This is a genomic window from Mycobacterium sp. (genome assembly GCF_035640695.1).
Classification (GTDB): domain Bacteria; phylum Actinomycetota; class Actinomycetes; order Mycobacteriales; family Mycobacteriaceae; genus Mycobacterium.
The window spans coordinates 40,044-64,049 of sequence record NZ_DASQVQ010000048.1 but is presented as its reverse complement, the minus strand read 5'-3'; the positions used below and the strand labels follow the sequence as shown (position 1 = coordinate 64,049).

24 protein-coding genes and 1 riboswitch are annotated in these 24,006 nt (G+C 68.1%); of the genes, 12 read left to right on the top strand and 12 right to left on the bottom strand.

Translation table 11 applies throughout. The annotated features are described in order from the left end of the window. From thiC to VE759_RS05950, 5 genes are all read left to right on the top strand, one after another. Complete coding sequence (thiC, locus tag VE759_RS05970) at nt 1-1,500, top strand: phosphomethylpyrimidine synthase ThiC (RefSeq protein WP_324929166.1); 1,500 nt, start codon at nt 1-3, stop codon at nt 1,498-1,500. Then, nucleotides 1,497-2,345 carry a bifunctional hydroxymethylpyrimidine kinase/phosphomethylpyrimidine kinase gene (thiD, locus tag VE759_RS05965; RefSeq protein WP_324929164.1) on the top strand — a complete coding sequence of 283 codons (849 nt, stop codon included), beginning with the start codon at nt 1,497-1,499 and terminating at the stop codon, nt 2,343-2,345. Before thiC ends, thiD begins: the two co-directional genes overlap by 4 nt. Further along, complete coding sequence (locus tag VE759_RS05960) at nt 2,342-2,959, top strand: alpha/beta family hydrolase (RefSeq protein ID WP_324929162.1); 618 nt, start codon at nt 2,342-2,344, stop codon at nt 2,957-2,959. The genes thiD and VE759_RS05960 overlap by 4 nt, the downstream gene beginning before the upstream one ends. A gap of 56 nt (nt 2,960-3,015) precedes the next feature. Continuing rightward, the gene (locus tag VE759_RS05955; RefSeq protein WP_324929160.1) at nt 3,016-3,846 is read left to right on the top strand and encodes a DUF4190 domain-containing protein; all 831 of its coding nucleotides are present in this window, start codon (nt 3,016-3,018) and stop codon (nt 3,844-3,846) included. An 80-nt stretch (nt 3,847-3,926) separates the two neighbouring features. Next, a complete protein-coding gene (locus VE759_RS05950) occupies nt 3,927-5,150 on the top strand; it encodes an APC family permease (protein WP_324929158.1) in 1,224 nt (407 codons plus the stop codon). On the opposite strand, the gene VE759_RS05945 is transcribed toward VE759_RS05950, so the two are convergent. Next, entirely contained in the window at nt 5,142-5,441 is a 300-nt protein-coding gene (locus VE759_RS05945; protein WP_324929157.1) for a PadR family transcriptional regulator, read from the bottom strand. The two genes, VE759_RS05950 and VE759_RS05945, sit on opposite strands and share 9 nt — an antisense overlap. Nucleotides 5,442-5,675: 234 nt before the next feature. Here VE759_RS05945 and VE759_RS05940 point away from each other — a divergent pair, with 234 nt between their 5' ends. Further along, nucleotides 5,676-6,113 carry a MarR family winged helix-turn-helix transcriptional regulator gene (locus VE759_RS05940; RefSeq protein ID WP_324929156.1) on the top strand — a complete coding sequence of 146 codons (438 nt, stop codon included), beginning with the start codon at nt 5,676-5,678 and terminating at the stop codon, nt 6,111-6,113. Between the two features lie 19 nt (nt 6,114-6,132). Next, a complete protein-coding gene (locus VE759_RS05935) occupies nt 6,133-6,999 on the top strand; it encodes an LLM class F420-dependent oxidoreductase (RefSeq protein WP_324929155.1) in 867 nt (288 codons plus the stop codon). A gap of 22 nt (nt 7,000-7,021) precedes the next feature. Here the strand turns inward: VE759_RS05935 and VE759_RS05930 are convergent, their stop codons facing one another. From VE759_RS05930 to thiO, 6 genes are all read right to left on the bottom strand, one after another. Further along, nucleotides 7,022-8,515 carry a M28 family metallopeptidase gene (locus tag VE759_RS05930; protein ID WP_324929154.1) on the bottom strand — a complete coding sequence of 498 codons (1,494 nt, stop codon included), beginning with the start codon at nt 8,513-8,515 and terminating at the stop codon, nt 7,022-7,024. A gap of 103 nt (nt 8,516-8,618) precedes the next feature. Continuing rightward, on the bottom strand, nt 8,619-9,011 hold the full coding sequence (locus VE759_RS05925) for an SgcJ/EcaC family oxidoreductase (RefSeq protein WP_324929153.1): 393 nt from the start codon (nt 9,009-9,011) through the stop codon (nt 8,619-8,621). After that, complete coding sequence (locus VE759_RS05920) at nt 8,998-9,774, bottom strand: SGNH/GDSL hydrolase family protein (protein ID WP_324929152.1); 777 nt, start codon at nt 9,772-9,774, stop codon at nt 8,998-9,000. The genes VE759_RS05925 and VE759_RS05920 overlap by 14 nt, the downstream gene beginning before the upstream one ends. 37 nt (nt 9,775-9,811) lie before the next feature. Next, nucleotides 9,812-10,570 carry a thiazole synthase gene (locus VE759_RS05915; protein WP_324929151.1) on the bottom strand — a complete coding sequence of 253 codons (759 nt, stop codon included), beginning with the start codon at nt 10,568-10,570 and terminating at the stop codon, nt 9,812-9,814. Continuing rightward, nucleotides 10,563-10,760 (bottom strand): sulfur carrier protein ThiS, encoded by a 198-nt coding sequence (gene thiS / locus VE759_RS05910; RefSeq protein ID WP_324929150.1) that lies wholly within the window; start codon nt 10,758-10,760, stop codon nt 10,563-10,565. Before thiS ends, VE759_RS05915 begins: the two co-directional genes overlap by 8 nt. Continuing rightward, complete coding sequence (gene thiO / locus VE759_RS05905) at nt 10,760-11,767, bottom strand: glycine oxidase ThiO (RefSeq protein ID WP_324929149.1); 1,008 nt, start codon at nt 11,765-11,767, stop codon at nt 10,760-10,762. The genes thiS and thiO overlap by 1 nt, the downstream gene beginning before the upstream one ends. Further along, nucleotides 11,758-11,870: riboswitch (TPP riboswitch) on the bottom strand. (Overlaps the previous gene by 10 nt.) 42 nt (nt 11,871-11,912) lie before the next feature. Here thiO and thiE point away from each other — a divergent pair. Continuing rightward, on the top strand, nt 11,913-12,575 hold the full coding sequence (gene thiE, locus VE759_RS05900) for a thiamine phosphate synthase (protein ID WP_324929172.1): 663 nt from the start codon (nt 11,913-11,915) through the stop codon (nt 12,573-12,575). Here thiE and VE759_RS05895 read toward each other — a convergent pair. Then, the gene (locus tag VE759_RS05895) at nt 12,547-13,170 is read right to left on the bottom strand and encodes an NUDIX hydrolase (protein ID WP_324929148.1); all 624 of its coding nucleotides are present in this window, start codon (nt 13,168-13,170) and stop codon (nt 12,547-12,549) included. The two genes, thiE and VE759_RS05895, sit on opposite strands and share 29 nt — an antisense overlap. 103 nt (nt 13,171-13,273) lie before the next feature. Between VE759_RS05895 and glnX the strand changes: the two genes are divergently transcribed. Genes glnX through VE759_RS05880 form a run of 3 tightly spaced genes read left to right on the top strand, consistent with a single transcriptional unit; the run spans nt 13,274 to nt 17,825 of the window. After that, nucleotides 13,274-14,593, top strand: coding sequence for a protein kinase G-activating protein GlnX (gene glnX / locus VE759_RS05890; protein WP_324929145.1), 1,320 nt, complete (start codon nt 13,274-13,276; stop codon nt 14,591-14,593). Nucleotides 14,594-14,610: 17 nt separating this feature from the next. Further along, a complete protein-coding gene (locus tag VE759_RS05885) occupies nt 14,611-15,573 on the top strand; it encodes a glutamate ABC transporter substrate-binding protein (protein ID WP_414687842.1) in 963 nt (320 codons plus the stop codon). Beyond that, a complete protein-coding gene (locus tag VE759_RS05880) occupies nt 15,573-17,825 on the top strand; it encodes a serine/threonine-protein kinase PknG (protein WP_324929141.1) in 2,253 nt (750 codons plus the stop codon). Before VE759_RS05885 ends, VE759_RS05880 begins: the two co-directional genes overlap by 1 nt. Here VE759_RS05880 and VE759_RS05875 read toward each other — a convergent pair. From VE759_RS05875 to fgd, 4 genes are all read right to left on the bottom strand, one after another. After that, nucleotides 17,822-18,694, bottom strand: a complete 873-nt coding sequence (locus tag VE759_RS05875; protein ID WP_324929139.1) for a hypothetical protein — start codon at nt 18,692-18,694, stop codon at nt 17,822-17,824. The genes VE759_RS05880 and VE759_RS05875 overlap by 4 nt on opposite strands. A gap of 189 nt (nt 18,695-18,883) precedes the next feature. After that, nucleotides 18,884-20,080, bottom strand: coding sequence for an acetate kinase (locus VE759_RS05870; protein ID WP_324929137.1), 1,197 nt, complete (start codon nt 20,078-20,080; stop codon nt 18,884-18,886). Then, the gene (gene pta, locus VE759_RS05865) at nt 20,077-22,152 is read right to left on the bottom strand and encodes a phosphate acetyltransferase (RefSeq protein WP_324929170.1); all 2,076 of its coding nucleotides are present in this window, start codon (nt 22,150-22,152) and stop codon (nt 20,077-20,079) included. The genes VE759_RS05870 and pta overlap by 4 nt, the downstream gene beginning before the upstream one ends. 26 nt (nt 22,153-22,178) lie before the next feature. Next, entirely contained in the window at nt 22,179-23,189 is a 1,011-nt protein-coding gene (gene fgd, locus VE759_RS05860) for a glucose-6-phosphate dehydrogenase (coenzyme-F420) (protein WP_324929135.1), read from the bottom strand. 42 nt (nt 23,190-23,231) lie between these two features. Here fgd and VE759_RS05855 point away from each other — a divergent pair, with 42 nt between their 5' ends. Continuing rightward, nucleotides 23,232-23,963 carry an MBL fold metallo-hydrolase gene (locus VE759_RS05855; protein ID WP_324929133.1) on the top strand — a complete coding sequence of 244 codons (732 nt, stop codon included), beginning with the start codon at nt 23,232-23,234 and terminating at the stop codon, nt 23,961-23,963. Nucleotides 23,964-24,006 lie beyond the last annotated feature (43 nt).

Genomic DNA, 24,006 nt, shown 5'->3' with positions numbered 1-24,006 from the left:
GTGCCGGGTGCGCGGGTGCCGTTTCGGCGGGTGGGTTTGTCCAATGGTGAGCATGTGGATTTGTATGACACGTCGGGGCCCTACACCGATGCTGATGCGGTGATTGATGTGTCGGCGGGGTTGGCGGCGCGCCCGGGGGTGGTGGCCGATCGGGGCACCCAGTTGCAGCGGGCGCGCGCCGGTGAGATCACCCCGGAGATGGCGTTTATCGGCGCCCGTGAGGGTGTGCCGGCGGTGTTGGTGCGCGACGAGGTCGCCGCCGGGCGGGCGGTGATCCCGGCCAATCACCATCACCGGCAGAGCGAGCCGATGGTCATCGGCGCGGCGTTCGCGGTGAAAATCAACGCCAATATCGGCAATTCGGCGGTCACCTCCTCGATCGAGGAGGAGGTGGACAAGATGGTGTGGGCCACCCGGTGGGGCGCCGACACCGTGATGGACCTGTCCACCGGCGCCGACATCGAGCTGACCCGGCAGGCGATCCTGCGCAACTCGCCGGTGCCGGTCGGCACGGTGCCGATCTATCAGGCCCTCGAGCGGGTCAACGGGGATCCCACCCGGTTGTCGTGGCCGTGCTACCGCGACACCGTGATCGAGCAGTGCGAGCAGGGCGTGGACTACATGACCGTGCACGCCGGGGTGCGGCTGAGCCACATTCCGCTGACCGCGTCGCGGGTCACCGGGATCGTCTCGCGCGGTGGGGCGATCATGGCGGCGTGGTGTTTGGCCCATCACCAGGAGTCGTTTCTCTACACCCACTTCGAGGAGCTCTGCGAAATCCTGGCCCGCCATGACGTGACGTTCTCGCTGGGCGACGGGCTGCGCCCGGGCTCGATCGCCGACGCCAACGACGCGGCCCAGTTCGCCGAGCTGCGCACCCTGGGCGAGCTGACCACGCTGGCCAAGTCCCACGGGGTGCAGGTGATGGTCGAGGGTCCCGGTCACATCCCGATGCACAAGATCGCCGAGAACGTGCGCCTGCAACAGCAATGGTGTGAGCAGGCCCCGTTCTACACCCTGGGCCCGCTAGCCACCGACATCGCCCCGGCCTACGACCACATCACCAGCGCGATCGGCGCGGCCATCATCGCCGCGGCCGGCACCGCGATGCTGTGCTACGTCACCCCCAAAGAACACCTCGGGCTGCCCGACCGCAGCGACGTCAAGGCCGGCGTGATCGCCTACAAGATCGCCGCACACGCCGCCGATGTGGCCAAGGGCCACCCCCGCGCCCAACAGCGCGACGACGCCCTGTCCAAGGCGCGCTTCGAATTCCGCTGGCACGACCAGTTCGCACTCTCACTCGACCCCGACACCGCCCAATCGTTTCACGACCAAACACTGCCCGCCGAACCGGCCAAAACCGCGCACTTCTGCTCAATGTGCGGACCCAAGTTCTGCTCCATGCGCATCAGCCACGACGTCCGCGAGGCAATGGCGGAAAAATCACGCGAATTCGCCCAACACGGCAACCGGCTGTATCTACCGGTCACGCAGTGAGTTTCCTGCCGAGTTTCCTGCCCCTGCCCGAGCCTGGGCAGACGCCGCTGCGGGTGCTGACCATCGCCGGGTCTGACTCGGGCGGCGGCGCCGGCCTGCAAGCCGATGTGCGTACCTGCGCCCTGCTCGGCGTGCACGCACTGTGCGCGGTGACGGCGGTGACAGTGCAGAACACCGTCGGCGTCAGGGGTTTTCACACGGTTCCCGGCGACACCATCGCTGCGCAGATCGAGGTGGTGTCCGGCGACATCGGGATCCAGGCGGCCAAGACCGGCATGCTGGCGTCGACGGAGATCATCGACGTGGTGGCCGGCACATGGCGTGAGCAAGGGCTGGCCGACACCGTCCCATTCGTCGTCGACCCGGTGTGCGCGTCGATGCACGGCGATCCGTTGTTGCGTCCGGACGCGCTGGGTTCGATTCGCTCCGAACTGTTTCCGTTGGCGACCCTGGTGACGCCGAACCTCGACGAGGTCCGGCTGCTGGTCGGGATAGAGGTCGTCGACCCGAAGTCTCAGCGTGAGGCGGCCCGGGCGCTGCATGCGCTGGGCCCACAGTGGGCGCTGGTCAAGGGCGGCCATCTACGGTCCTCGCCGCAGAGCCCCGATCTGCTGTTCGACGGGAAAGAGTTCTACGAGTTCGACTCTCAGCGAGTCGACACCGGCAACGACCACGGCGCCGGAGACACGCTGGCCGCCGCGGCCGCGTGCGCACTCGCACACGGCTACACCGTCCCCGACGCGGTGGCGTTCGCCAAGCGCTGGGTGACCGAGTGTCTGCGCGCGGCCTATCCGCTGGGCCATGGCCATGGTCCGGTGTCGCCGCTGTTTCGGCTGCGATCATGAGCCTCGACCGGATTGCCGGCATCGCCCACAAGCCCGCCGGCGACCCGGTAGGTGTCGTGGTGCTGACCCACGGCGCCGGCGGCAGCCGCGAGTCGCCGCTGCTGAAGCGGGTGTGCGACGAGTGGGCGAGGCGAGGCTGGGTCGCGGTCCGCTACAACCTGCCGTATCGGCGTCGTCGGCCCAAGGGTCCGCCGTCGGGTTCGGCGGCCGCCGATCGCCAGGGCATCGCCGACGCGGTGTCGGTCGCGCGGTCACTGGCCGGCGGACCGCTGCTCGCCGGTGGCCACTCATACGGCGGGCGGCAGACGTCGATGGCGGTTGCCGACGAGGGCCTTGCCGTCGACGCGTTGACGCTGTTCTCCTATCCGGTCCATCCGCCGGGCAAGCCGGAACGCGCGCGCACCGAGCATTTGCCACGCATCGGGGTGCCGACGGTGTTCACGCACGGCACCAGCGACCCGTTCGGGACCATCGGCGAGGTGCGTGCCGCGGCCGCGCTGATTCCCGCGCCGACCGAGGTCGTCGAAATCGGCGGCGCCCGCCACGACCTGGGCGCCAAGACGGTGGACGTGCCGGTGTTAGCGGTCGACGCGACGCTGGGATTGCTGGCCTGAAAGTCGAGTAGCCGCAGCGCCGCCCGCCCGCATCTTTGCGGCGCTATGGTGCTGCAATGACGAGGCCGCCCAGACAGCCGCCCGATCCAGACGCCACGAGGCGCATCCGCCAACCGCAGTCCGGTCCGGATGCCACCGAGCGAATCGGGCAGTCCGCGGGCGGTCCGGATCCGACCGATCGAATCGACCAACCGGGCGCTAGTCCAGACGTCACCGCACGGCTCGGCGCCGCGCCGCCGCCTCCGCCTCCGCCTCCGCCTCCGCTGCCGTACCCGACGGGCCGCATTTCGTTTGAGCCGCAAACCGAGGCCATTGGCCAGCGGCGGCCGGAGAAAACCAACGGCCTGGCGATAGCGGCCTTTGTCCTCAGCCTGCTCGGCGTCGTCGTGCTGAGCGTCATCTTCGGGATCATTGCGCTCGTCAAGACGAGGGATCCAAGCCAAGGCGGCCGGGGCCTTGCGATAGCCAGTCTGCTGATCTCCGCGGTATGGGCAGTGGCGATCGCCGCGCTGGTGGCGTTCGTTGTCATCGTCGGCACCGGATCGGTGCGTGCCACCGATGTGAAGGTGGGCGACTGCATCGCCGACGTGCCCGCCAGCCCTCGGGTCGAATCACTGAAGCCGGTCACTTGCAACCAGCCGCACCAGGGCGAGGTCTATGCGGTGTTGACAATGCCGGATGGGCCGTTTCCCGGGCAACCCGCCATCGACGGGCAGAAGAACAAGTGCGAACCCGAGCTGGCAAATTTCGCTGCGGGGGCGGCGAAAGATCCGGCAGTCGGGATTTATGTGCTGTATCCAACGCCGCAGACGTGGGCTGGCGGCGATCGCGCGGTGACCTGCGTTGCGACGACGACCGCCAAGCGAACCGGCTCGATCAAGGGCTGACGTGTTGCCCGAGAATCAAGGGCGTCATTGGCCGCGGCACGCCCACATGTCGGACGGCGACCTCGGCTAGCGTCGGTCGGGTGACGGGCCCCCGGCTGGAGCGCCGACTCGGCGTTACGGACGCGGTCGTGATCGGGCTCGGCTCGATGATCGGCGCAGGCATTTTCGCGGCGCTGGCGCCGGCGGCCGCGGCAGCCGGAACCGGGCTGCTGATCGGACTCGGCGTCGCGGCGGTGGTCGCGTACTGCAATGCCACCTCGTCGGCGCGCTGCGCCGCGCGCTATCCGGAATCGGGCGGAACCTATGTCTACGGCCGAGAGCGCCTCGGTGAATTCTGGGGTTACCTCGCCGGCTGGGGCTTTGTGGTCGGCAAGACCGCGTCGTGCGCGGCTATGGCGCTGACGGTCGGCTTTTATGTCTGGCCGCACCAGGCTCATGCGGTCGCCGTCGCCGCGGTCGTGGCGCTCACCGCGGTCAACTACGCCGGCATCCAACGGTCCGCTCTGCTGACCAGGATCATCGTCGCGGTTGTGCTCGCCGTGTTGGCCGCGGTTGCGGTCATCACGCTGATGTCGGGTCGTGCCGACGCCGCACGTCTGGACATCGGCCGCGATGTCAGCGCGCACGGCATTCTGCAGGCCGCGGGCTTGCTGTTCTTCGCGTTCGCCGGATATGCCCGAATCGCCACCCTCGGTGAGGAAGTGCGCGACCCCGCTCGCACCATCCCACGTGCCATCACCGTGGCACTGGCCATCACGCTGGTCGTGTACGCGGTCGTTGCGGTCGCCACGCTTTCGGTGCTGGGGAGCGACGGCCTGGCCGGCGCCCACGCGCCCCTCGCGGACGCGGTTCGGGCTGCCGGGGCATCGGCCTTCGAACCGGTGGTGCGCGCCGGCGCCGCCATCGCCGCGCTCGGGTCGCTACTGGCCTTGATTCTCGGGGTGTCTCGGACCACGTTTGCGATGGCGCGTGATCACCATTTGCCGCACCGGCTCTCGGCCGTACATCCACGATTCAACGTCCCCCACCGCGCCGAGCTGGCCGTCGGCGTCGTCGTCGCCGCACTGGCGGCGATCGCGGACGTCCGTGGCGCGATTGGCTTCTCGTCGTTCGCGGTGCTGGTGTACTACGCGATCGCCAACGCCTCCGCGTGCACCCTCGGCGGCAAACTAGTGCCGACCGTCGGTGTTCTGGGCTGCCTGGTGCTGGCGGTCGCGCTGCCCGTCACTTCGGTGCTCGTCGGTGCCGTCGTCCTCGCTGTCGGCGCCGCGGCATACGTCGCGCGGCGTGTGCTGTCACCGTGAGCCAAGCACTTCATCGGCCAACTCCGCCAAAGCTTTTCGGTCCTCCGCCAGCGCCTGCTTGCCGGCCTTGGTGGCGCGGTACATGCGACGAGTCCGGCCGTCGATGACGCGCTGCCTCGACGTCAACAAGCCCTCGTTCTCCATCCGGTGCAGCGTCGGATAGAGCGTGCCCGGGCTGATCCGGTACCCGTGCCGAGCGAGCTCCGCGGTCATGAATGCGCCGTGAATCTCCCGCCCGGCGGCGTGGTGAAGAATATGTAGCCGCACCGCGCCGCGCTGGAACTCGTGCATCGCGCCACCTTATGACCGAACCGATAGGGCTTCGGATAGCCAGTTTTGCGTTTGCCCAATCCCGCAGCCACGTCCCCAATGGTGGGTGGTCGTTGCTTGCCTATTGGATCGCGGCGGCGTCGCGATCGCCCTCGCATTGGGCCCGGCGCGACTCCAATGGCGAAACAAGTGGTCCAATCCGATAATAGTCAGTCCAAACTGGACAGTTCAGGCTGATAAACCTAGGCTGGGGGCGTGGCAGAGCGCGTCGCCGAATCGGCCGTCCATGCGGCGCATGAAGTCAAGGCGGTGTTCAGCCGGCTACGACGACGGCTGCGCGAATTGGCCGTCGACGATGACCTCAGCCCGTCGCAGACCGCAGCGTTGATCCGGTTGGCCAAGGACGGCCCGGCCTCGGCCAGCCAGCTCGCCGGGGCCGAGCGGGTTCGCCCGCAGTCCATGGCGACGACGCTCGCGGGCCTCGACCGGCACGGGATGATCCGGCGCCAACCGGACCCCGACGATGGGCGCCGCCAGCTGATCACACTGACCGCCGAGGGCCGCAGACGCGCGGAAAGCGACCGGAGGGGCCGCGACGAATGGCTCGTGCGCGCGCTGCAAGACCGTTATTCGGAACGGGAACGTCGCGCCATCATCGAGGCGCTGGCGCTGCTGGACAGGTTGACCAATTAACGAAAGGTATTGAAGCACAGTGGAAGTAGGCATACATTTCATCGACTTCCTGCCCGGAGCGCCCGGCATGCTGGGCCCGACGCTGGCGCAGGCGGCGAGAGCCGCCGAGGATGCCGGCGCCACGATGTTCACGCTGGCCGACCACTTCTTCCAGATGGAGCAGGTCGGCCGGGCCGAGGATCCCTTTCTCGAGGGCTACACGTCGTTGGGCTTCCTGGCCGCCCAGACCACCACGATCGACCTGTCCATGTTGGTCACCGGCGTCACGTATCGATACCCGGGCGTGCTCGCCAAGACCGTCTCCACGCTGGATGTGCTGTCGCAGGGCCGATCAATGCTCGGACTCGGCGCGGCGTGGTACGAACGCGAACACATCGCCCTGGGCATCCCGTATCCGCCGGTGCGCGAGCGCTTCGAAATGCTGGAGGAAACGCTGCAGATCTGCCAACAGATGTGGAGCGAAAACGACGGACCCTACGAGGGCAAGCATTACCGGCTGGCCGAGACAATCTGTGAGCCGCAACCGATTCGGCGTCCTCCCGTCCTGATCGGCGGTGAGGGCGAGAAGAAGACGCTGCGACTGGTGGCGCAGTACGCGGACGTCTGGAACAGCCCTTCATCGGCGGACGAACTCGCGCACAAGATCGAGGTGTTGAACCGGCACTGCGACACGGTCGGCAGAAATCCATCCGAGATCCGCTTGACTGCAGGGCTTTTCGGTGACCCGTTCGACGACATCGACTCTTACCTGCGGACGGCCGAACGTTATGCGCAGCTGGGCATCGACTTGGTAAACATCGGCCCCCTACCCGGGACACCCGACCCCGCCGGCTTCGTCAATCGACTTGGCGACCAGGTGATCGCGAAACTCGGGCAGCTGGGCTGAGGCAGCGGTCAGGCCGCGGTCATCACGATTTCGTGATCGCCTGCCGGGTGCGGTCTTGGCGGATCGGCACGCCGTTGCGGCCGCCCTCGTCCTGGGCATACAGACCGACGGCGTATGCCACACCGCCGCCGTTGATGCCCAGGGTGGCGCGGTCGATGTGATCCAAGGTATCGGTCTTCTGGTGGTAGTTCGGGTCGAACGGCTGGCCGGCCTCGCCGCCCCAAAGGGCGACCTGGTCAGCGGTTTTCTTCTCCTCCGCCCCGGTGAACAGTCCGCCCGCCGGGATGCCGGCCTTGGTGAAGCCGACGTAGTCCGAGCGGCCCTGGAACGAGGTGTCCTCGGCGGTCTTACCCGCCGACGTCAGATACGCGACCAGCGTGCGCTCGATCCCGGCCGACCCCTCGGGAACCCGCGGCGCGGGGTCGGCGGGCTTCTGCGGGGCGGACTGGTCGCCGTCGTAGGTGAAGAAGCCCGGATTCGGCGAGGCGATCATGTCGAAGTTCAAATACAGCGCGATGTCCTTGAGCTGGTCGACGTCCAGCGTTTCGAGGTAGCGATCCGAGCCGATCAGTCCGACTTCCTCGGCGCCCCAGAAACCGAATCGGACCGCGTTCTGCACCGGCGGCGAGCTGCCAAGCTGCAACGCGGTTTCGAGCACCGCCGCCACCCCGGACCCGTTGTCGTTGATGCCCGGACCGGCCCTGACGCTGTCCAGGTGCGCGCCGACCATCACGACGTTCTGGGTCGAGCCGGTCTTGGTCTGCGCGATCACGTTGGACGCCTTGATGTTGTCGACGCGTGCGTTGAGCTTGACGGTGGTGGTGGCGCCGGGCTGTGCGCGCAGCCGCGCGCCGTCGGCCTTGGTGACGCTGATCACCGGGATCTTGACGGCGGTTTCTGCGCCGAGCGTGCCGCCCATCTGGTCCTCGACGGCGTTGTCCACGACGATCAACGCCACCGCGCCGCGTTCGACGGCGACCTGCTCCTTGGCAGAGAACTCACACGAGCCGCGATTCACCAGCGCGACCGCGCCGGTGACGGGCAGGCTGCCATAGTCCGATGCGCTGCAGCCGGGGGTGTCGTCGGCGGGCGCGACGACCAGCGGCCCGGTCACGCCTTGCGGCGGTGTGCCGAGGCTGTACTCCAGCGGATTCGCGCCGACGGTCGCGCCGCCCACGGTCAGCGCCGGCGGGTCGGCATGGAATTGGCGGAACTCGAATTCGGGGGTTTGAACGTCGAAACCCTTGTTCCGCAAGGCATTCACGACATAGTCGACGCTGGCCGCGTATCCCGGTGTGCCGACGGCGCGGTGGCCGTCGTGATCGTATGCGATCTGCTGCAGCCGCTCCAGGTGGGCGAACATCGCGTCGGTGGTCACCCGCTGGCGCAGCATCGCCGCATAATCGGCGGCCTTTGGCGCGGTAATGTGCTGCGGCTCGGTGTCGCTGCCACAGGCGTTCAACGTCAGCACCACCGCGGCCAGCATGGCCACCATCGCCGTAGATTTGCGCATCACCGCACCCACGGTAGCTGCTGCCTCACGCGTCGGCGGTTGATCACGACGACCGCGGCACTGAAGACCGCGGCGACGATTGCTGTTGGCCAGACCCTTAGCTCGATCACTGCACCAGAGCCAACATGTTGGCATCCCGGGCCAGCCGCCGCCTGCCGTTGTCCTTGCGGAAGATGGTCAGCGAGTGGCCGGCGTGGGTGGTGGCCGGGCCGCCGCCGGGCGGCGTTGTCACCACGGTCAGCTCGCTGCGCATGAACGCCCAGTCGCCGACGACATTGATCTCCTGGATGTCGTTGGCGCCGTCGAACTGTGGCGCCGGTCCTTGCGACTGGGCCTTGGCCGCGGCCGCGAAGTCGGCCTTGGTCATCGGCGGCCGACCCGCGACGAGAAACACCGCGTCGTCGGAGATCAGCGACAGCACCGTCGCCGCGTCCCCGGCCTTGGTTGCCGTCATCCACGTGGAAACGACGTCTCGGATCTGCTCTTCATCGCTGGACATTGCGACTCCGGTGGTGGGCGGTAACCAGCTCGGCGACGGCGCGCATGCCGGCGGCGTTCGGGTGAAACGGCGCCCCACCCGGGAGCGGCAGGCCGAACCGCGTCGTCCACGGGTCTCGCGACCAGGCATGATGAGCGCGACTCGCCTCGGCGGCCTTGACGATCTCGCATCCGGTCGCCGCCGCCGCGTCGGCGGTGAGGCGTTGCAGCCTCGACGCGACGTGGCGGGCCAGATCGGCGTCCTGCTGCGACAGCGGCGGCGCCGCCTGGCCGGCGGGCGGCAGCACCGTGAGGTAGTCGACGAACAGAACCCGCGCCTGCGGCGCCCGCCGGCGCACCGCCCCGCCGACTTCGCTCAGCGCGCCGGCCACGTCCGCCAGCGCCCGGTCGCGGGCGTCGCGGTCGAGCAGGTTTCGCACCCTGTCGCCGAGTAGCGGCAGCATGCGTGCCGGCCGCGGCAGCGCGGCCGCGACCAACAGCGGCACGTAGCCGACGTCGTTGCCCCCGATCGTCACGGTCACCAGCGCTTCGGATCCGTTCAGGGCGTTGATTTGAGGCGATGCGCCGAATCGGCGTTCGCACAGCACGTGGGCGGTGGTGGCGCCGGAGTAGGTCACATCGACGAGGTCGAGGCCCAGTGACTTGGCCACCAGGTGAGGGTAGTTGCCGGCGGACCGTTGCGCCGGAATCGGCGCGCGCCAATCCGGCGGCCAGATCCCGGGTCCGGCCGCCATCGAACTGCCGAGCGCGACGTAGCGGCTCACCGGCTGGGCGGAAGGCTCATCGGGCCGGGCTGGGGGCTCATCGGGCCGGGCTGGAGGCCTGCGCCCAGAACCGCTTCGGGATGCGACCGGCATGGCGGGCGAGGTGGCCGGCGGTGACGGCGGCGGCCATCGCGGCGGCCATCGCGGCCGGGTCGGCGGCCCGAGTCACTGCGGATGCCAAAAGCACGGCGTCGCAGCCCAGTTCCATCGCGAGCGCGGCGTCGCTGGCAGTGCCGATACCGGCGTCGAGCACCACCGGCACGCCGGCCTGCTCGACGATCATCTCGATGTTGTGTGGGTTCGCGATGCCCAGCCCGGTGCCGATCGGTGACCCGAGCGGCATCACCGCGGCGCAGCCGGTGTCCTCGAGCCGACGAGCCAGCACCGGGTCGTCATTGGTGTACGGCAGCACCACAAAACCGTCGTCGACCAATTGCTCTGCCGCCCTGACCAGTTCGACCGCGTCGGGCAGCAGGGTGCGCTCGTCGGCGATCACCTCCAGTTTCACCCAGTTGGTCTGCAGCGCCTCGCGGGCCAACTGCGCGGTCAGCACGGCCTCCGCGGCGCTGCGGCAGCCGGCGGTGTTCGGCAGCGGAGTGATCCCGAGCTTCTTCAGCAGGTCCAGAACCCCGGTGCCACCGGCCGCGTCGACTCGGCGCATCGCGACGGTGGTCAACTCGGTGCCCGATGCCACCAGTGCCTCCTCGAGCACCGCGAGGTTTGACGCTCCCCCGGTGCCAAGGATCAGCCGCGACGTGAATGCGCGATCAGCGATCGCCAGCTTTTGCTCAGCCACCCTGCACCGCCGTCACCACCTCGAGCTTCGCTCCGTCGCAAAGAGTTGTCTGCCAGCCGGACCGCGGCAACACCGCCCAATCCAACGCAACAGCGACACCTTTGTCGGGAAATCCCAGCCGGTCGAGTAGGGCGGCGACGGTGGTGTTCTCGTCGACTTCGACGGACTCCGAGTTAACGGTGACCACCATCACACTCGCACCTCTGCGTTGAGTTCGGCAGCAATGCTTGCCGCGGTCCATGGAGCAAGCAGGAACCCCGACCGACCGTGCCCGGCCGCCACCAGTGTGCGGTCGTCGAGCCGACCCACCCGGGGCAGGTTGTCCGGCGTCATCGGGCGCAGCCCGGCCGCACACTCGGCCAGCTCGTACTCGCCGAGCGCCGGCATCACCGTGCAGGCGTCGTCGAGAAGTTCCCGCACCCCGGTCACCGCGGGAGCGGTGTCGCGGCCGTGCTCGTATTGGGTAGCGCCGACCACGACGCCGTCGGCGCGCGGCACCAGGTACACCTGCCTGCCGTGCACACGGGCCCGAATCACCCTCTGCGGCACCGGCATACAGCCCTTTCGCCACCGCAGACGCAGCACTTCACCCTTGACGGGCCGGATCGGCAGGCCCGGCCACAACGCCGGGGCGTCGACGCCGTTGGCGATCACCGCCACCTCGGCGTCGCGGACTTCGTCTAGTGAGTCGACGGGTGGCGCCCACGTGACGCCGAGTCGCTCGCAGTGTGCGGCCAGTGCCTGCACCACCGCTCGGTTGTCGACGGCCAGCTCGGTCACCGCGCGGAAACCGTGCCGGATACCCTGCGCCAGCAGCGGTTCGATGTCACGGGCATTCGACGTCAGCGTCACCACATGCCCCTGCTCGGCCAGCCACGCTCCGACCGTGCGCAGATCATCCGCGTCGGCATGGTCGACGGCCACGACAAGCGACTCACGGGCGGTGACGACCCCGGGCGGCAATCCGTCGAGGAAGTCACCGTGCCACATCGCCAGCGACTCCAGGCCGATCCGCAGCAGCCGTTCCTCGCCGGGCCAGCCCTCGCTGTGCGGCGCAAGCATCCCGCCGGCCACCCACGACGCGCCGCGTTCGTCGGCCCGGTGCACTCGCACCGCGCGACCCGACTGTGCCGCGCGCCGCGCGACCGACAGGCCTATGACTCCGCCGCCGATGACGGCGACCGAACCGGCAGACATTTCCCTTCTCCCTTCGCCGGCATAACCCGGATCAGGTGCGACGGTAAGGGCAGGTTCCGTGCCCACTCTCAGTCCCGCTCCCGGGACTCCCGTGTGAACCATCCACGTTAGTCGCTAGCGTCGCGGTGTGCACACACTTGGCCGGCTGCGCTCACGGCTCGACGCTGCGCGGCTGTACCTGTGCACCGACGCCCGCCGTGAGCGCGGTGACCTGGCCGAATTCGCCGACGCGGCGCTGGCCGGCGGTGTGGACATCATTCAGCTGCGCGACAAGGGCTCGGCGGGCGAGCAGCAATTCGGCCCGCTGGAAGTGCGTGAGGAGCTGGCCACGCTGGAGCTGCTGGCCGACGCGGCCCGCCGGCACGGGGCGTTGTCAGCGGTCAACGACCGCGCCGACATCGCACGCGCGGCGGCCGCCGACGTTTTGCACCTCGGCCAGGACGACCTGCCGCTCGACGTCGCCCGCGACATCGTCGGCGAGCGGACGCTGATCGGCCGGTCCACTCACGATGCCCAGCAGATCGCTGAAGCGCTGACCGAGGACGTCGATTACTTTTGCGTGGGCCCGTGCTGGCCGACGCCGACTAAACCGGGCCGCCCGGCGCCGGGCCTGGACCTGGTGCGCGCGGCGGCCGAATTGGGCAGCGACAAGCCGTGGTTCGCGATTGGAGGCATCGACGCCCAGCGACTGCCCGAGGTGCTCGACGCGGGTGCCCGCCGGATCGTGGTGGTGCGCGCGATCACCCGGGCCGAGGACCCGCGGGCCGCCGCGCAGCGCCTCAGCGGGGCTCTAACAGCAGCGACGTGATGCGGCTGGACAGCGGCGACGGCTCGTCGTCGGCCCCGGCCGGCCGGCACCAGACGAACACGCCGGCCTCGATCTCCACCGTGCGCGGCAGATCCTTGAGCAGTTCCTGGTCGGCGTCGACGGCCACCGCCGCGATCGCGGTGCGCAGCCGCTGCCAGCTGGCCGCGAAGCCCGGGTGCAGCGGAAGCTCGTCGACCTCCTCCTCGCCGACCCAGCGCAGTTCGGCGCTCTCCCGGTTCGGCACCGTCTCCAGCTGACGCGGCGCGTCGGCGACCACCGTGGTGTAGGTCCAGTTGCTGCCGCTGGCCCGGGCCGTCACCACCGCGGCGCGCACACGCACCTGCTCGGCGGCCAATCCGGCTTCCTCGTGAGCCTCGCGAACGGCCGTCTGCTCGGGGGTCTCGTGGCTGTCTCGCGCACCGCCGGGCAAACCCCAGGTGCCGCCTTGATGGCTCCACGGCGCCCGGTGCTGCAGCAGCACGGCCGGGGCGCGGTCGGACAGCGGGGCACGCAACAGCAAACCAGCCGCGCCGTGCCGCCCCCAGAACATGGCGCCGGTGTCAGACATCACCCAGCCGTCGCCGTCGCCTCGCACGCGTTCAGGATAAGAACTCTCAATAAAGGCGAGTCGTTCGACAAGCTCTTAAACTTTGCTTAGTCCGAGTGATTCCGCGAAGAGAGGCTAGGTATCCACACAGGTGACCGTGGAGTTGGCACACCCGTCGACCGAGCCACTGGCGTCGCGGTCGCCACTCGAATCGGCTCATCCCCGGTGGTGGTTCTTCGGCACGACCCCCGGCCTCATCCTGATCGCCGGGGTGGTGTTGACCGCCATGGTCGCGCTGTCCGCCTTCGCGACGTCGACCACGATCGACCATCGCCAGCAAGCACTCACCACGGTGCTCAACCACACCGAGCCGCTCGCGTTTGCCGCGGGCCAGCTCTACACCACATTGTCGGTCGCCGACGCCGCGGCGGCCACCGCGTTCATCGCCGGTGCGGAGCCCCGCGACGTGCGGCAACGCTACGAGCAGGCCATCACCGACGCCGCCGTGGCGCTGACCAGGGCGTCGGCCGGACTCACCGACGAGCCGATGCAACAACTGCTGGGCCGGATCAACGCGCGGCTGGCGGTTTACACCGGCCTGATCGAAACCGCCCGGACAAACAACCGGGCGGGCAACCCGGTCGGCTCGTCGTACCTGTCGGAAGCGTCGTCGTTGATGCAGCAGACGATCCTGCCCGACGCGCAAAAGCTGTACCAAGAAACGTCGGCACGGGTGGACGCCGAGACCACCGCGTCGACCCGCATTCCGACGCCGGTGATCCTCACCATCGCGGCGACGCTGCTGTTCGGCGCGTTCGCTAACCGCTGGCTGGCGCGGCGCACAAAGCGCAGGCTCAACATCGGTTTCGTGGCAGGCGCGCTGGCCGTCGTGATTATGGTGATATGGGTGGGTACGGTCCTCGTAATATCCACTGCTCAAAGCCGCAGCGCCAAGGGCACCGCCGCCGAATCCCTCAAGACGGTTACGACTCTCGCGATCACCGCGCAACAGGCCCGCGCCGACGAGACGCTGGCCCTGATCCGCCGCGGCGACGAGGACGCCCGCAAGCAGTCGTTTTACCAGCGGATCGAGACCATGCACAAACAAGTGAGCGACTACCTGGCCCGCGCCGACGCAATCGACAAACCCGACCTGCAAGCGGCCGATCAGCTGCTGACACGTTGGCGCCAGGCCGACGACCGAATCGGTGCCTACATCGCCGTCGGCAACTACCAGGCCGCCACCCAGGTTGCGCTCGGCACCACAGAGCAGGACTCCACTCCGGCCTTCGACAAGCTCGAGCAGTCATTCGACAAGGCCATTCAGGAAAGCCGCCGCCAGTCGCGCAACGACATCCTCAATGCCCGCGCGGTGCTGTCCGGTGCCACCGCGGGCACCGTCGTGCTGAGCGTGCTGGCCGCCGTCGCACTGGGGTTCGGGCTATGGCCAAGGATGACCGAGTACCGCTGATGAGCGCTCGCACACGGTTGACGGTCCGACGGTTGCTCGGCGCGGCCGTGGCGGCGCTGCTGACCGCCGGGTGCGCACATTCGCAGTTCGTGCCGACGGCGGCGCCGCTGACCATCCCCGCGCCGACACCGGCCGGCATGGAAGAGATGCCGCCGCAGGCCGCGCAACCCGGTTCCACCAACGAAGACTGCAACCGGACCGCCAGTCTGCGACCGTTCCCGGATCAGGCCCAAGCCGACGCCGCCGTCGCCAACATTCGCGCCCGCGGCCGGCTGATCGTGGGCCTCGACATCGGCAGCAACCTGTTTTCCTTCCGCGACCCGACCACCGGCGAGATCACCGGCTTCGACGTGGACATCGCCGGTGAGGTCGCGCGCGACATCTTCGGCACCCCGTCGCAGGTGGAGTACCGGATCCTGTCGTCGGCCGACCGCATCACCGCGCTGCAGAACAATCAGGTCGACATCGTGGTCAAGACCATGAGCATCACCTGCGAGCGACGCAAGCAGGTGAACTTCTCCACGGTGTATCTGCTTGCCAATCAGCGCATCCTTGCCCCTCGCGACGCGGCGATATCGCGGGCAACCGATCTGTCGGGCAAACGGGTGTGCGCGGCGCGCGGGACCACGTCGATCAAGCGGCTCGCCCAGATCACGCCAGCGCCGATCATCGTCGGCGTGGTGACGTGGGCCGACTGCCTGGTGGCGCTGCAGCAGCGCCAGGTTGACGCGGTCAGCACCGACGACTCGATCCTGGCCGGCCTCGTGTCGCAGGACCCATACCTGCGCATCACCGGGCCCAGCATGAGCGAGGAACCGTACGGCATCGGAATCAACCTGCAGAACACCGGCCTGGTGCGGTTCGTCAACGGCACGCTGGAGCGCATCCGCCGCGACGGTACGTGGAACACGTTGTACCGCAAGTGGTTAACGGTGCTGGGACCCGCGCCCGCGCCGCCGACACCGAGGTATTCGGACTGATGGCCGACTCTGACGCTTCCGACGTCGACGTCGGCACCCAGCCTGCGGATTTCGGCGTCGACTACGCCGTCGACTCGATGTCGACGATGCGACCGATGGCCACGCGCGCCATCTTCCGACCGCCGCTGGACGAGGATTCGCCGACGACCGACCCTACGATGACGGAAACGGATTCACACCCGACCACGGTGGTGCGGGTGTTGTCGCCGATGCGACGGCTCGGCGGCGGGCTGGTCGAGATCCCGCGTGTGCCGGCGATCGATCCGACCTCGGCACTGATGACGAATCCTGTTGTCGCCGAATCGAAACGGTTCTGCTGGAACTGTGGGAGGCCGGTAGGTCGTGCGACGCCTGAAGGCAGGGCACAGAGCGAGGGCTGGTGCCAGCACTGCGGCAGCCCGTATTCTTTTCTGCCGCAACTGAGTCCGGGTGAACTGGTTGCCGGCCAGTACGAGATCAAGGGGTGCATAGCCCACGGCGGACTGGGCTGGGTGTACCTGGCTGTCGACAAGAACGTCAACGATCGGCCAGTGGTGCTCAAGGGCCTGGTGCACTCCGGTGACGCCGAGGCCCAGGCGATCGCGATGGCCGAGCGGCGGTTCCTGGCCGAGGTGACTCACCCCGGGATCGTCAAGATCTTCAACTTCGTCGAGCACAACGACAAGCACGGCAACCCGGTCGGCTACATCGTGATGGAGTACGTCGGCGGGCATTCGCTGATGCAGGCCAAGGGCGAGAAGCTGCCGGTGGCTCAGGCCGTCGCCTACATGCTCGAGATCTTGCCCGCGCTCGGGTATCTGCATTCGATCGGGTTGGCCTACAACGACCTGAAGCCGGAAAACATCATGATCACCGAGGAGCAGCTGAAGCTGATCGACCTCGGCGCGGTGTCGGCGATCAACTCGTACGGATATCTTTACGGCACACCGGGTTACCAGGCACCCGAAATCGTCAAGACCGGCCCGACGGTGGCCACCGACATCTACACCGTGGGCCGGACGCTAGCGGCGCTGACACTGGACATGCCGACCCACAAGGGCCGCTACATCGACGGGCTGCCGGAGGACGATCCGGTGCTGGCGACCCACGATTCGTACTGCCGGTTCCTGCGGCGGGCGATCGACCCGGATCCGCGGCGGCGGTTCGGCAGCGCCGAGGAGATGTCGGGCCAGCTGCTCGGCGTGCTGCGCGAGGTCGTCGCGCTGGACAGCGGGATGCCACGGCCGGGCCTGTCGACGATCTTTAGTCCGCCGCGGGCGACGTTCGGCGTGAATCTGCTCGTGGCGCACACCGATGTCTACCTCGACGGTCAGGTGCACGCGGAGAAGCTGACCGCGCAGGAGATCGTGACGGGGTTGCCGGTACCGCTGGTCGACCCGGCCGACGTCGCCGCCCCGGTGCTGTCGGCGACGGTGCTCAGCCAGCCGGTGCAGACCCTTGATTCGTTGCGCGCGGCTCGACAGGGCGCACTGGATTCCGAGGGCATCGACCTGACCGAATCGGTGGAGTTGCCGCTGATGGAGGTGCGTGCACTGCTCGACCTCGGCGACGTCGCGAAGGCGCTGCGCAAGCTCGACGATTTGGCCGAGCGGGTCGGCTGGCGGTGGCGGCTGGTGTGGTTCCGCGCCGTCGCGGAACTGTTGACTGCCGACTACGACTCGGCGACAAAGCATTTCACCGAGGTGCTCGACATTCTGCCCGGCGAGCTGGCGCCGAAGCTGGCGCTCGCGGCGACGGCCGAATTGGCGGGCGACACCGAGGAGACCAAGTTCTACCGAACGGTGTGGAGCACGGACAACGGCGTGATCTCGGCCGGTTTCGGGCTGGCCCGGGCGCTGTCGGCCGGCGGCGACCGCGAGGGCGCGGTACGGACATTGGATCAGGTGCCCGCCACGTCAAGGCATTTCACCACCGCCCGGTTGACGAGTGCGGTGGCGCTGCTGTCGGGGCGGTCGACCAACGAGCTGACCGAGGAGGAGATCCGCGACGCCGCCCGACGGGTAGAGGCGCTACCGGACACCGAGCCGAGGGTGCCGCAGATACGGGCGTTGGTGCTCGGCACCGCGATGGACTGGATCGGCGAAAACGAGGCCAGCACCAACCACATCCTCGGCTTCCCGTTCACCCAGCACGGGTTGCGGCTCGGCGTCGAGGCGTCGCTGCGCGGGCTGGCCCGGCTGGCCCGCACCCGCGAGCACCGCTATTCGCTGGTCGACCTGGCCAACACCGTCCGCCCGACGTCGACGTTCTAGAGCGTGTCGGTCGCACTCGATCGGCGAAGGTCGAACGCACGACCCACGCGACGAACGACGTCTGCGCGGCCGTCGTCGGCAACCACTCTTACCACGAGCCAACCTCGCTCCTGCTCGACGAATTCGAGCCGCTTGATGTCGCTGCAGAACTGCGCCCGGTCGACGCGATGGTGGTCGCCGTCGTACTCGGCGGCCAATCGCAGGTCCTCCCACCCCATGTCGAGGTAGTAGACGGGTGTGCCGGCCGGGCCGAGTATCGGGATCTGCGTCTGCGGCCGCGGAAAGCCTTCTTGGATCAAGACCAGCCGCAGCCATGTTTCCTTCGGAGACTGGGCGCCGGCGTCGACCAGGTCCAGAACCGTCTCGAGGTGTCTGCGGCCACGGGCGCCGCGGTGCCGACGCGCCAACTCGATGACATCGTCGACCTTGAAGCCGGTCGCTTGTCCGAGCGCATCCAGACGGGCGACGGACGCCAGAAGGGTGCCGCGTCGGCCGAGGTCGAAGGCCGTGCGCTCGGGCGTCGTCACCGCACGACCAGCCAGCAGCTGGACTTCGCCGCCGAGTAACACGTCGTGGCGGGTCACTACACCGCGCGGTGGACGCATGTTTGCATGTACCAATTCAATGGTGATGTCGTCGTCAATCCATTTGGCGCCGTGCAGCGCGGCCGCCGCCAGGCCGGCAATCGTTGCCTTCCCGCGCGACCACGACCAGGCGGCCGCTATCCGGTCGGGTAACGACAACCGTGCCTGCCGAGGCACATACACGTCGGGAAAGACCGCGCGATACCGCGTCCGCAATTGATGCCGGTTCAGCTCGCCCAGAGCCAACGCGTCGCTGCCGATGAACGGCTCGGTCCAAACCCCCATGCACGGACAATTGCACGGCGCTCCGACAACTCGATTCGAGTTTGCATACGCGCCGTTGAGTGTGAACCCAGGGCGACGACACGCCGCTTGAGGCCGCCAAGGGTTCACACTGGGCGCCGTGGGATCACCCTCGGCGCCGTGGGCTCACGGTCGGCGCCGTGGGGTCAAACTCGGCGCAAGAAGCCGCCGCTAGATGACGGTCAGGCAGGCGCGGGCGATGGCGAGCTCCTCGTTCGTCGGGATGACGAGCACGGTCGTCGGCGACTTGTCGGCGGAGATCCGGCGGGCCGTCGACGCGGGGCTGCTGTTGAGGTGCTCGTCGAGTTCAATGCCCAGCGCCGCCATTCCGGTCAGGGCGTCACGGCGCACCACGGCATCGTTTTCGCCAACCCCGGCGGTGAACGTCAACACGTCCGTGGTGCCCAGCTGCGCGAGGTAAGCCCCGATGTATTTGCGCAGCCGGTGGATGTAGACGTCGTAGGCCAACCGGGCTGCGCCGTCACCGGATTCGATGAGCTGATGCAGCCGCCGGAAGTCGATTTCGCCGCCGAGCCCGACCATGCCGGAGCGCCGGTTCAGCATCGTCTCGATCTGCTCGACACTCATCTTGGCGGTCCGCCACAGGTACACCAGCACACCCGGGTCGATGTCGCCGGAGCGGGTGCCCATCACCAGGCCCTCCATCGGCGTCAATCCCATCGACGTGTCGACCGGCCGGCCGCCGACGATGGCCGACGCCGACGCACCGTTGCCCAGGTGCAGCACGATCTGGCTCAGCGAGGCCAGCGGCACATTCAGAAACTCGGCCGCCTGCGCGCTGACGTACTGGTGTGACGTGCCGTGGAATCCGTAACGCCGGATGCCCCATTGCGACGCCAGCTCGGCATCGATCGCATACGTGGCGGCGGCCGGCGGCAGGTCGTGGAAGAACGCGGTGTCGAACACCGCGACGTGCGGTAAGTCGGCCAGCATCTTGCGGGCCACGCAAATGCCGAGGAGCCCGGGCGGGTTGTGCAGCGGCGCCAGTGCCGACAGCTCGTCGATCTGTTCGACGACGTCGTCATCGATCAGTGTCGGCTGATAGAAGCTGCGGCCGCCATGCACGATTCGATGCCCGACCGCGACAAGCGCAAGCGACCTCAGCTCGGTGCCCGCCTCGGCGAACAGGTCGAATGCGGTGCGCAGCGCCGCCTCGTGGTCGGCGACACGATCGCCACGCCGCACGTGCCGGCCGCCGAACCTGAGCTGCGATTCGGAGGACTCCTCGCCGATCCGCTCGACGATGCCGCTGGCCAGCGACGCCCCCGAATCGGGGTCGACGACGCGGTATTTCAGCGACGACGAGCCCGCGTTGAGCACCAGAACGGTCCGCGACGGCCCAGTCACCGCTTCTCCTGCGCTTGGATCGCGGTGATGGCCACGGTGTTGACGATGTCTTCGACAAGCGCGCCGCGGGACAAGTCGTTGACCGGTTTGTTCAGGCCCTGCAGCACGGGGCCGATCGCGACCGCGCCCGCGCTGCGCTGCACCGCCTTGTAGGTGTTGTTGCCGGTGTTGAGGTCGGGGAAGATCAACACGGTCGCGCGGCCGGCCACCGGGGAGCCCGGCGCCTTGGCCGCCCCCACCGACGGATCCACCGCGGCGTCGTACTGGATTGGGCCGTCCACCAGTAGGTCGGGCTCGCGGTGGCGCACCAATTCCGTTGCTTTCCGCACTTTTTCGACATCGGCGCCGGCACCGGACGTACCGGTGGAATAGGACAGCATCGCGACCCGAGGGTCGATGCCGAATTGGGCGGCGGTGCGGGCCGATGAGATCGCGATGTCGGCCAACTGCTCCGAGGTGGGGTTGACGACGATCGCGCAGTCGCCGTAGGCCAGCACCCGGTCGGGCAGGCACATCAGGAAGATGCTCGACACCGTCGACACGTCGGGCTTGGTCTTGATGATCTCGAATGCCGGCCGCACCGTGTGCGCGGTGGTGTGGGTGGCACCGGAGACCATTCCGTCGACAATGTCGTTGTGCACCAACATCGTTCCGAAATATGACACATCACGCATGATCTCGATGGCCCGCTCCAGCGTGACACCCTTGTGCTTGCGAAGTTGGGCGTACTGCGCGGCGAACTCGTCGCACAGCTGGCTGGTGCGCGGATTCAACACCCTCGCCGCCGACAGATCGACGCCGAGTTCTGCTGCGCGAGCGCGGATCTGCGCCTCTTCACCCAGCAGGGTCAGGTCGGTGACTTCGCGTTTAAGCAGCCGCCCGGCCGCGCGCAGGATGCGGTCGTCCTCACCCTCGGGCAGCACGATGTGTTTGCGGTCCTCGCGCGCGCCGTCCAGCAGCCGGTATTCGAACATCTGCGGCGTGGTCACCGCGGGGATCGGGATGGCAAGCCGCTGCACCAAATCGGCGATGTCGACGTAGCGCTCCATCAGCGCCAGCGCGGTGTCGATCTTGCGCTGCGAGTGCGCGGTCACCCGGCCCCGGGTCGACGCGACCCTGCCGGCGGTTTCGAACGTACCGTACGTGGTCGCGATGATCGGCAGCCGCAGGCCGAGACCGGACACCAGCGCGGCGACCGACGGGTGCAGCTCCAGCCCGCCGTTGAGGATGACGCACGACAACGACGGAAAGCCTTCGGCGGCATGCGCGCTCACCACCGCCAAGACGACATCCGAACGGTCGCCCGGCGTGATCACCGCGACGCCCTCGGTCAGCCGTTCCAGCACATGCTCGGCGGTCATGCCGGCCACCAGCACCCCCATCGCTTCGCGGCTCAGCAGATCCGCGTCGCCGCTGACCATCGTCCCGTCGACCGCGCGTTGCAGCTCGCCGACCGACGGTGCGACAAGCAGCGGCTCCTCGGGCAACACGTACGACTTGGGCTCGAAGCGTTTCAACGCGTCGGCGACCGCGGTCATCTGCGCCGGTTCGCAGCGGTTGGCCAGCACGGCGGCGGTATAGGCGTGCTGCGCCGAGAGCTCGCCAAGGCATACTTCGACGACCTGGGCCACCTCCTCGGGAGTGCGGCCCTTGGCGCGCACCGCCAACAGCACCGGCGCGCCGAGATTGACCGCGATCCGGGCGTTGACCGACAGCTCACTGGGCGTGGCGACGTCGGTGTAGTCGCTGCCGACAATCACCACCGCGTCACACTGGTTGGCGACTGCATGAAACCGGTTGACGATCTCGGTTATCGCGCCATCTGGATCCTCGTGCAGCTGCTGATAGCCGACGCCGACGCACTGCTCATACGTCAGTCCCGCGGTGGTCTGGGACAACAGCAGCTCGAGGATGTAGTCGCGAGTCTCGCCGAGCCGGGTGATCGGCCGGAACACACCGACTCTCGCCACCGTCGCAGCCAGCCGGTGCAGCACGCCCAGCGCGATCGTCGACTTGCCGGTGTCGCCCTCGGGCGAAGCTACATATATTGCGGAGACGCCGGCGCCAGGCACGTCGGGCACGCCCCAAGCTTTCCCTATCAGCCCAATCGCCGCAGCCGAGGCGCGAGATCCTTTTCGAAAAGCTCCAGGAAGCGCCGCTGGTCGTGGCCGGGCGCGTGGAACACCAGGTGGTTGAGTCCCCAGGTGACGTATTGCCCGACCTTTTCGACCGCCTCGTCGGGATCCGACGCCACGATCCAGCGCTTGGCGACCTGCTCGATCGGCAGCTCGTCGGCGGCGCGCTCCATCTCGATCGGGTCGTCGATGCTGTGTTTCTGCTCGGCGGTAAGCGACAGCGGCGCCCAGAACCGGCAATTCTCCAGCGCCAGCTCCGGATCGGGGTCATAGGACATCTTGATCTCGATCATCTTGTCGATCTTGTCGGGATCCCTGTCGGCTGCCGCGGCACCCTCCAAGACGGCCGGAATCAGCTTGTCCTTGTACAGCTGTTCGCCCTTGCCCGAGGTGCAGATGAACCCGTTCCCCGCGCGGCCGGCATACTTGGCTACCGCCGGACCGCCGGCTGCGACGTAGACCGGGATGCCGCCCTCGGGCACGTCGTAGATCGAGGCGCCCTTGGTGTGGTAGTACTCGCCGTCGAAGTCGACCCGATCACCGAGCCACAGTTCGCGCATCAGCCGCACGGCCTCACGCAGTCGCGCGAAGCGTTCCTTGAACTCGGGCCACTCGCTCTGGTAGCCGGTGGCGATCTCGTTGAGCGCCTCACCGGTGCCGACGCCGAGGAAGACCCGGCCGGGATACAGGCAACCCATCGTCGCGAACGCCTGCGCGATCACCGCGGGGTTGTAGCGGAACGTCGGCGTCAGCACCGACGTGCCCAGCTGGAGCCGCTGCGTGCGCTCCCCGACGGCGGTCATCCACGCCAGCGAGAACGGGGCATGGCCGCCCTTGTGCCGCCATGGCTGGAAGTGGTCGCTGACGGTCGCGCTTTGCATGCCGTGCTGCTCGGCCAGCACGCCCAATTCGACGAGTTCGCGCGGCCCGAATTGCTCCGCCGACGCCTTGTATCCCAATTTCAATTCAGCCACGTGTTCGTTTCTACTCCCCTGCCCCCGCTTACACTCGCGGGCATGGCAGCGGTGGTCACGGCCATCACCGACAGCGTGCACCTGGCCCAGACCGACCTGGTGAATTGGACGCTGTTGACGGACGAGGGCGGCGTCACGCTGATCGACGCCGGGTTCCCCGGCGACCGCGACGACGTGCTGGCCTCACTGTCCGAATTGGGTTTCGGGATCGACGACCTGCGGGCGATCGTGCTGACCCACGCCCACATCGACCACCTCGGCGCGGCCATCTGGTTCGCCAAAACGCATGACACGCCGGTGTATTGCCACCCCAATGAGGTCGGCCACACCAAGCGCGAGTATCTCGAACAGGTGTCGCCGGCGGACATCATCGCCCGCATTTGGCGGCCGCGCTGGCTCACATGGTCGGTGGCGATCACCCGCAAGGGCGGGATGGTGCGCGACGGCATTCCCACCGCGCAGGCCCTGACCCATGACATCGCGGCCGGGCTGCCGGGTAAACCGATGGCGATTCCGACCCCGGGCCACACCGGTGGCCACTGCTCCTTTGTCGTCGACGGTGTGCTGATCAGCGGCGATGCGCTGGTCACCGGGCACCCGGTGACGCCTCGCAAGGGACCGCAGTTGCCGCACGCGGTGTTCAATCATGACCAGGCGAACTGCGTGCGCAGCCTGGCCGCACTCGGCATGCTGGAAACCGACGTGCTGCTGCCCGGCCACGGTCCGGTGTGGCGGGGGCCGATCCGCGACGCGGTCGAACTAGCGTCGCGATGACTTCGGCGGTGTCGGTGTTCAGCGAACGTGGCGGGTGGCGCCG

Bases quoted from the DNA above. Each gene is read 5' to 3' on its own strand.
- VE759_RS05960 (WP_324929162.1), top strand. From the start codon at position 2,342: ATGAGCCTCGACCGGATTGCCGGCATCGCCCACAAGCCCGCCGGCGAC.
- VE759_RS05955 (WP_324929160.1), top strand. From the start codon at position 3,016: ATGACGAGGCCGCCCAGACAGCCGCCCGATCCAGACGCCACGAGGCGC.
- VE759_RS05945 (WP_324929157.1), bottom strand. From the start codon at position 5,441: ATGCACGAGTTCCAGCGCGGCGCGGTGCGGCTACATATTCTTCACCAC.
- VE759_RS05925 (WP_324929153.1), bottom strand. From the start codon at position 9,011: ATGTCCAGCGATGAAGAGCAGATCCGAGACGTCGTTTCCACGTGGATG.
- thiS (WP_324929150.1), bottom strand. From the start codon at position 10,760: ATGGTGGTCACCGTTAACTCGGAGTCCGTCGAAGTCGACGAGAACACC.
- thiO (WP_324929149.1), bottom strand. From the start codon at position 11,767: ATGTCTGCCGGTTCGGTCGCCGTCATCGGCGGCGGAGTCATAGGCCTG.
- VE759_RS05880 (WP_324929141.1), top strand. From the start codon at position 15,573: ATGGCCGACTCTGACGCTTCCGACGTCGACGTCGGCACCCAGCCTGCG.
- VE759_RS05875 (WP_324929139.1), bottom strand. From the start codon at position 18,694: ATGGGGGTTTGGACCGAGCCGTTCATCGGCAGCGACGCGTTGGCTCTG.
- VE759_RS05855 (WP_324929133.1), top strand. From the start codon at position 23,232: ATGGCAGCGGTGGTCACGGCCATCACCGACAGCGTGCACCTGGCCCAG.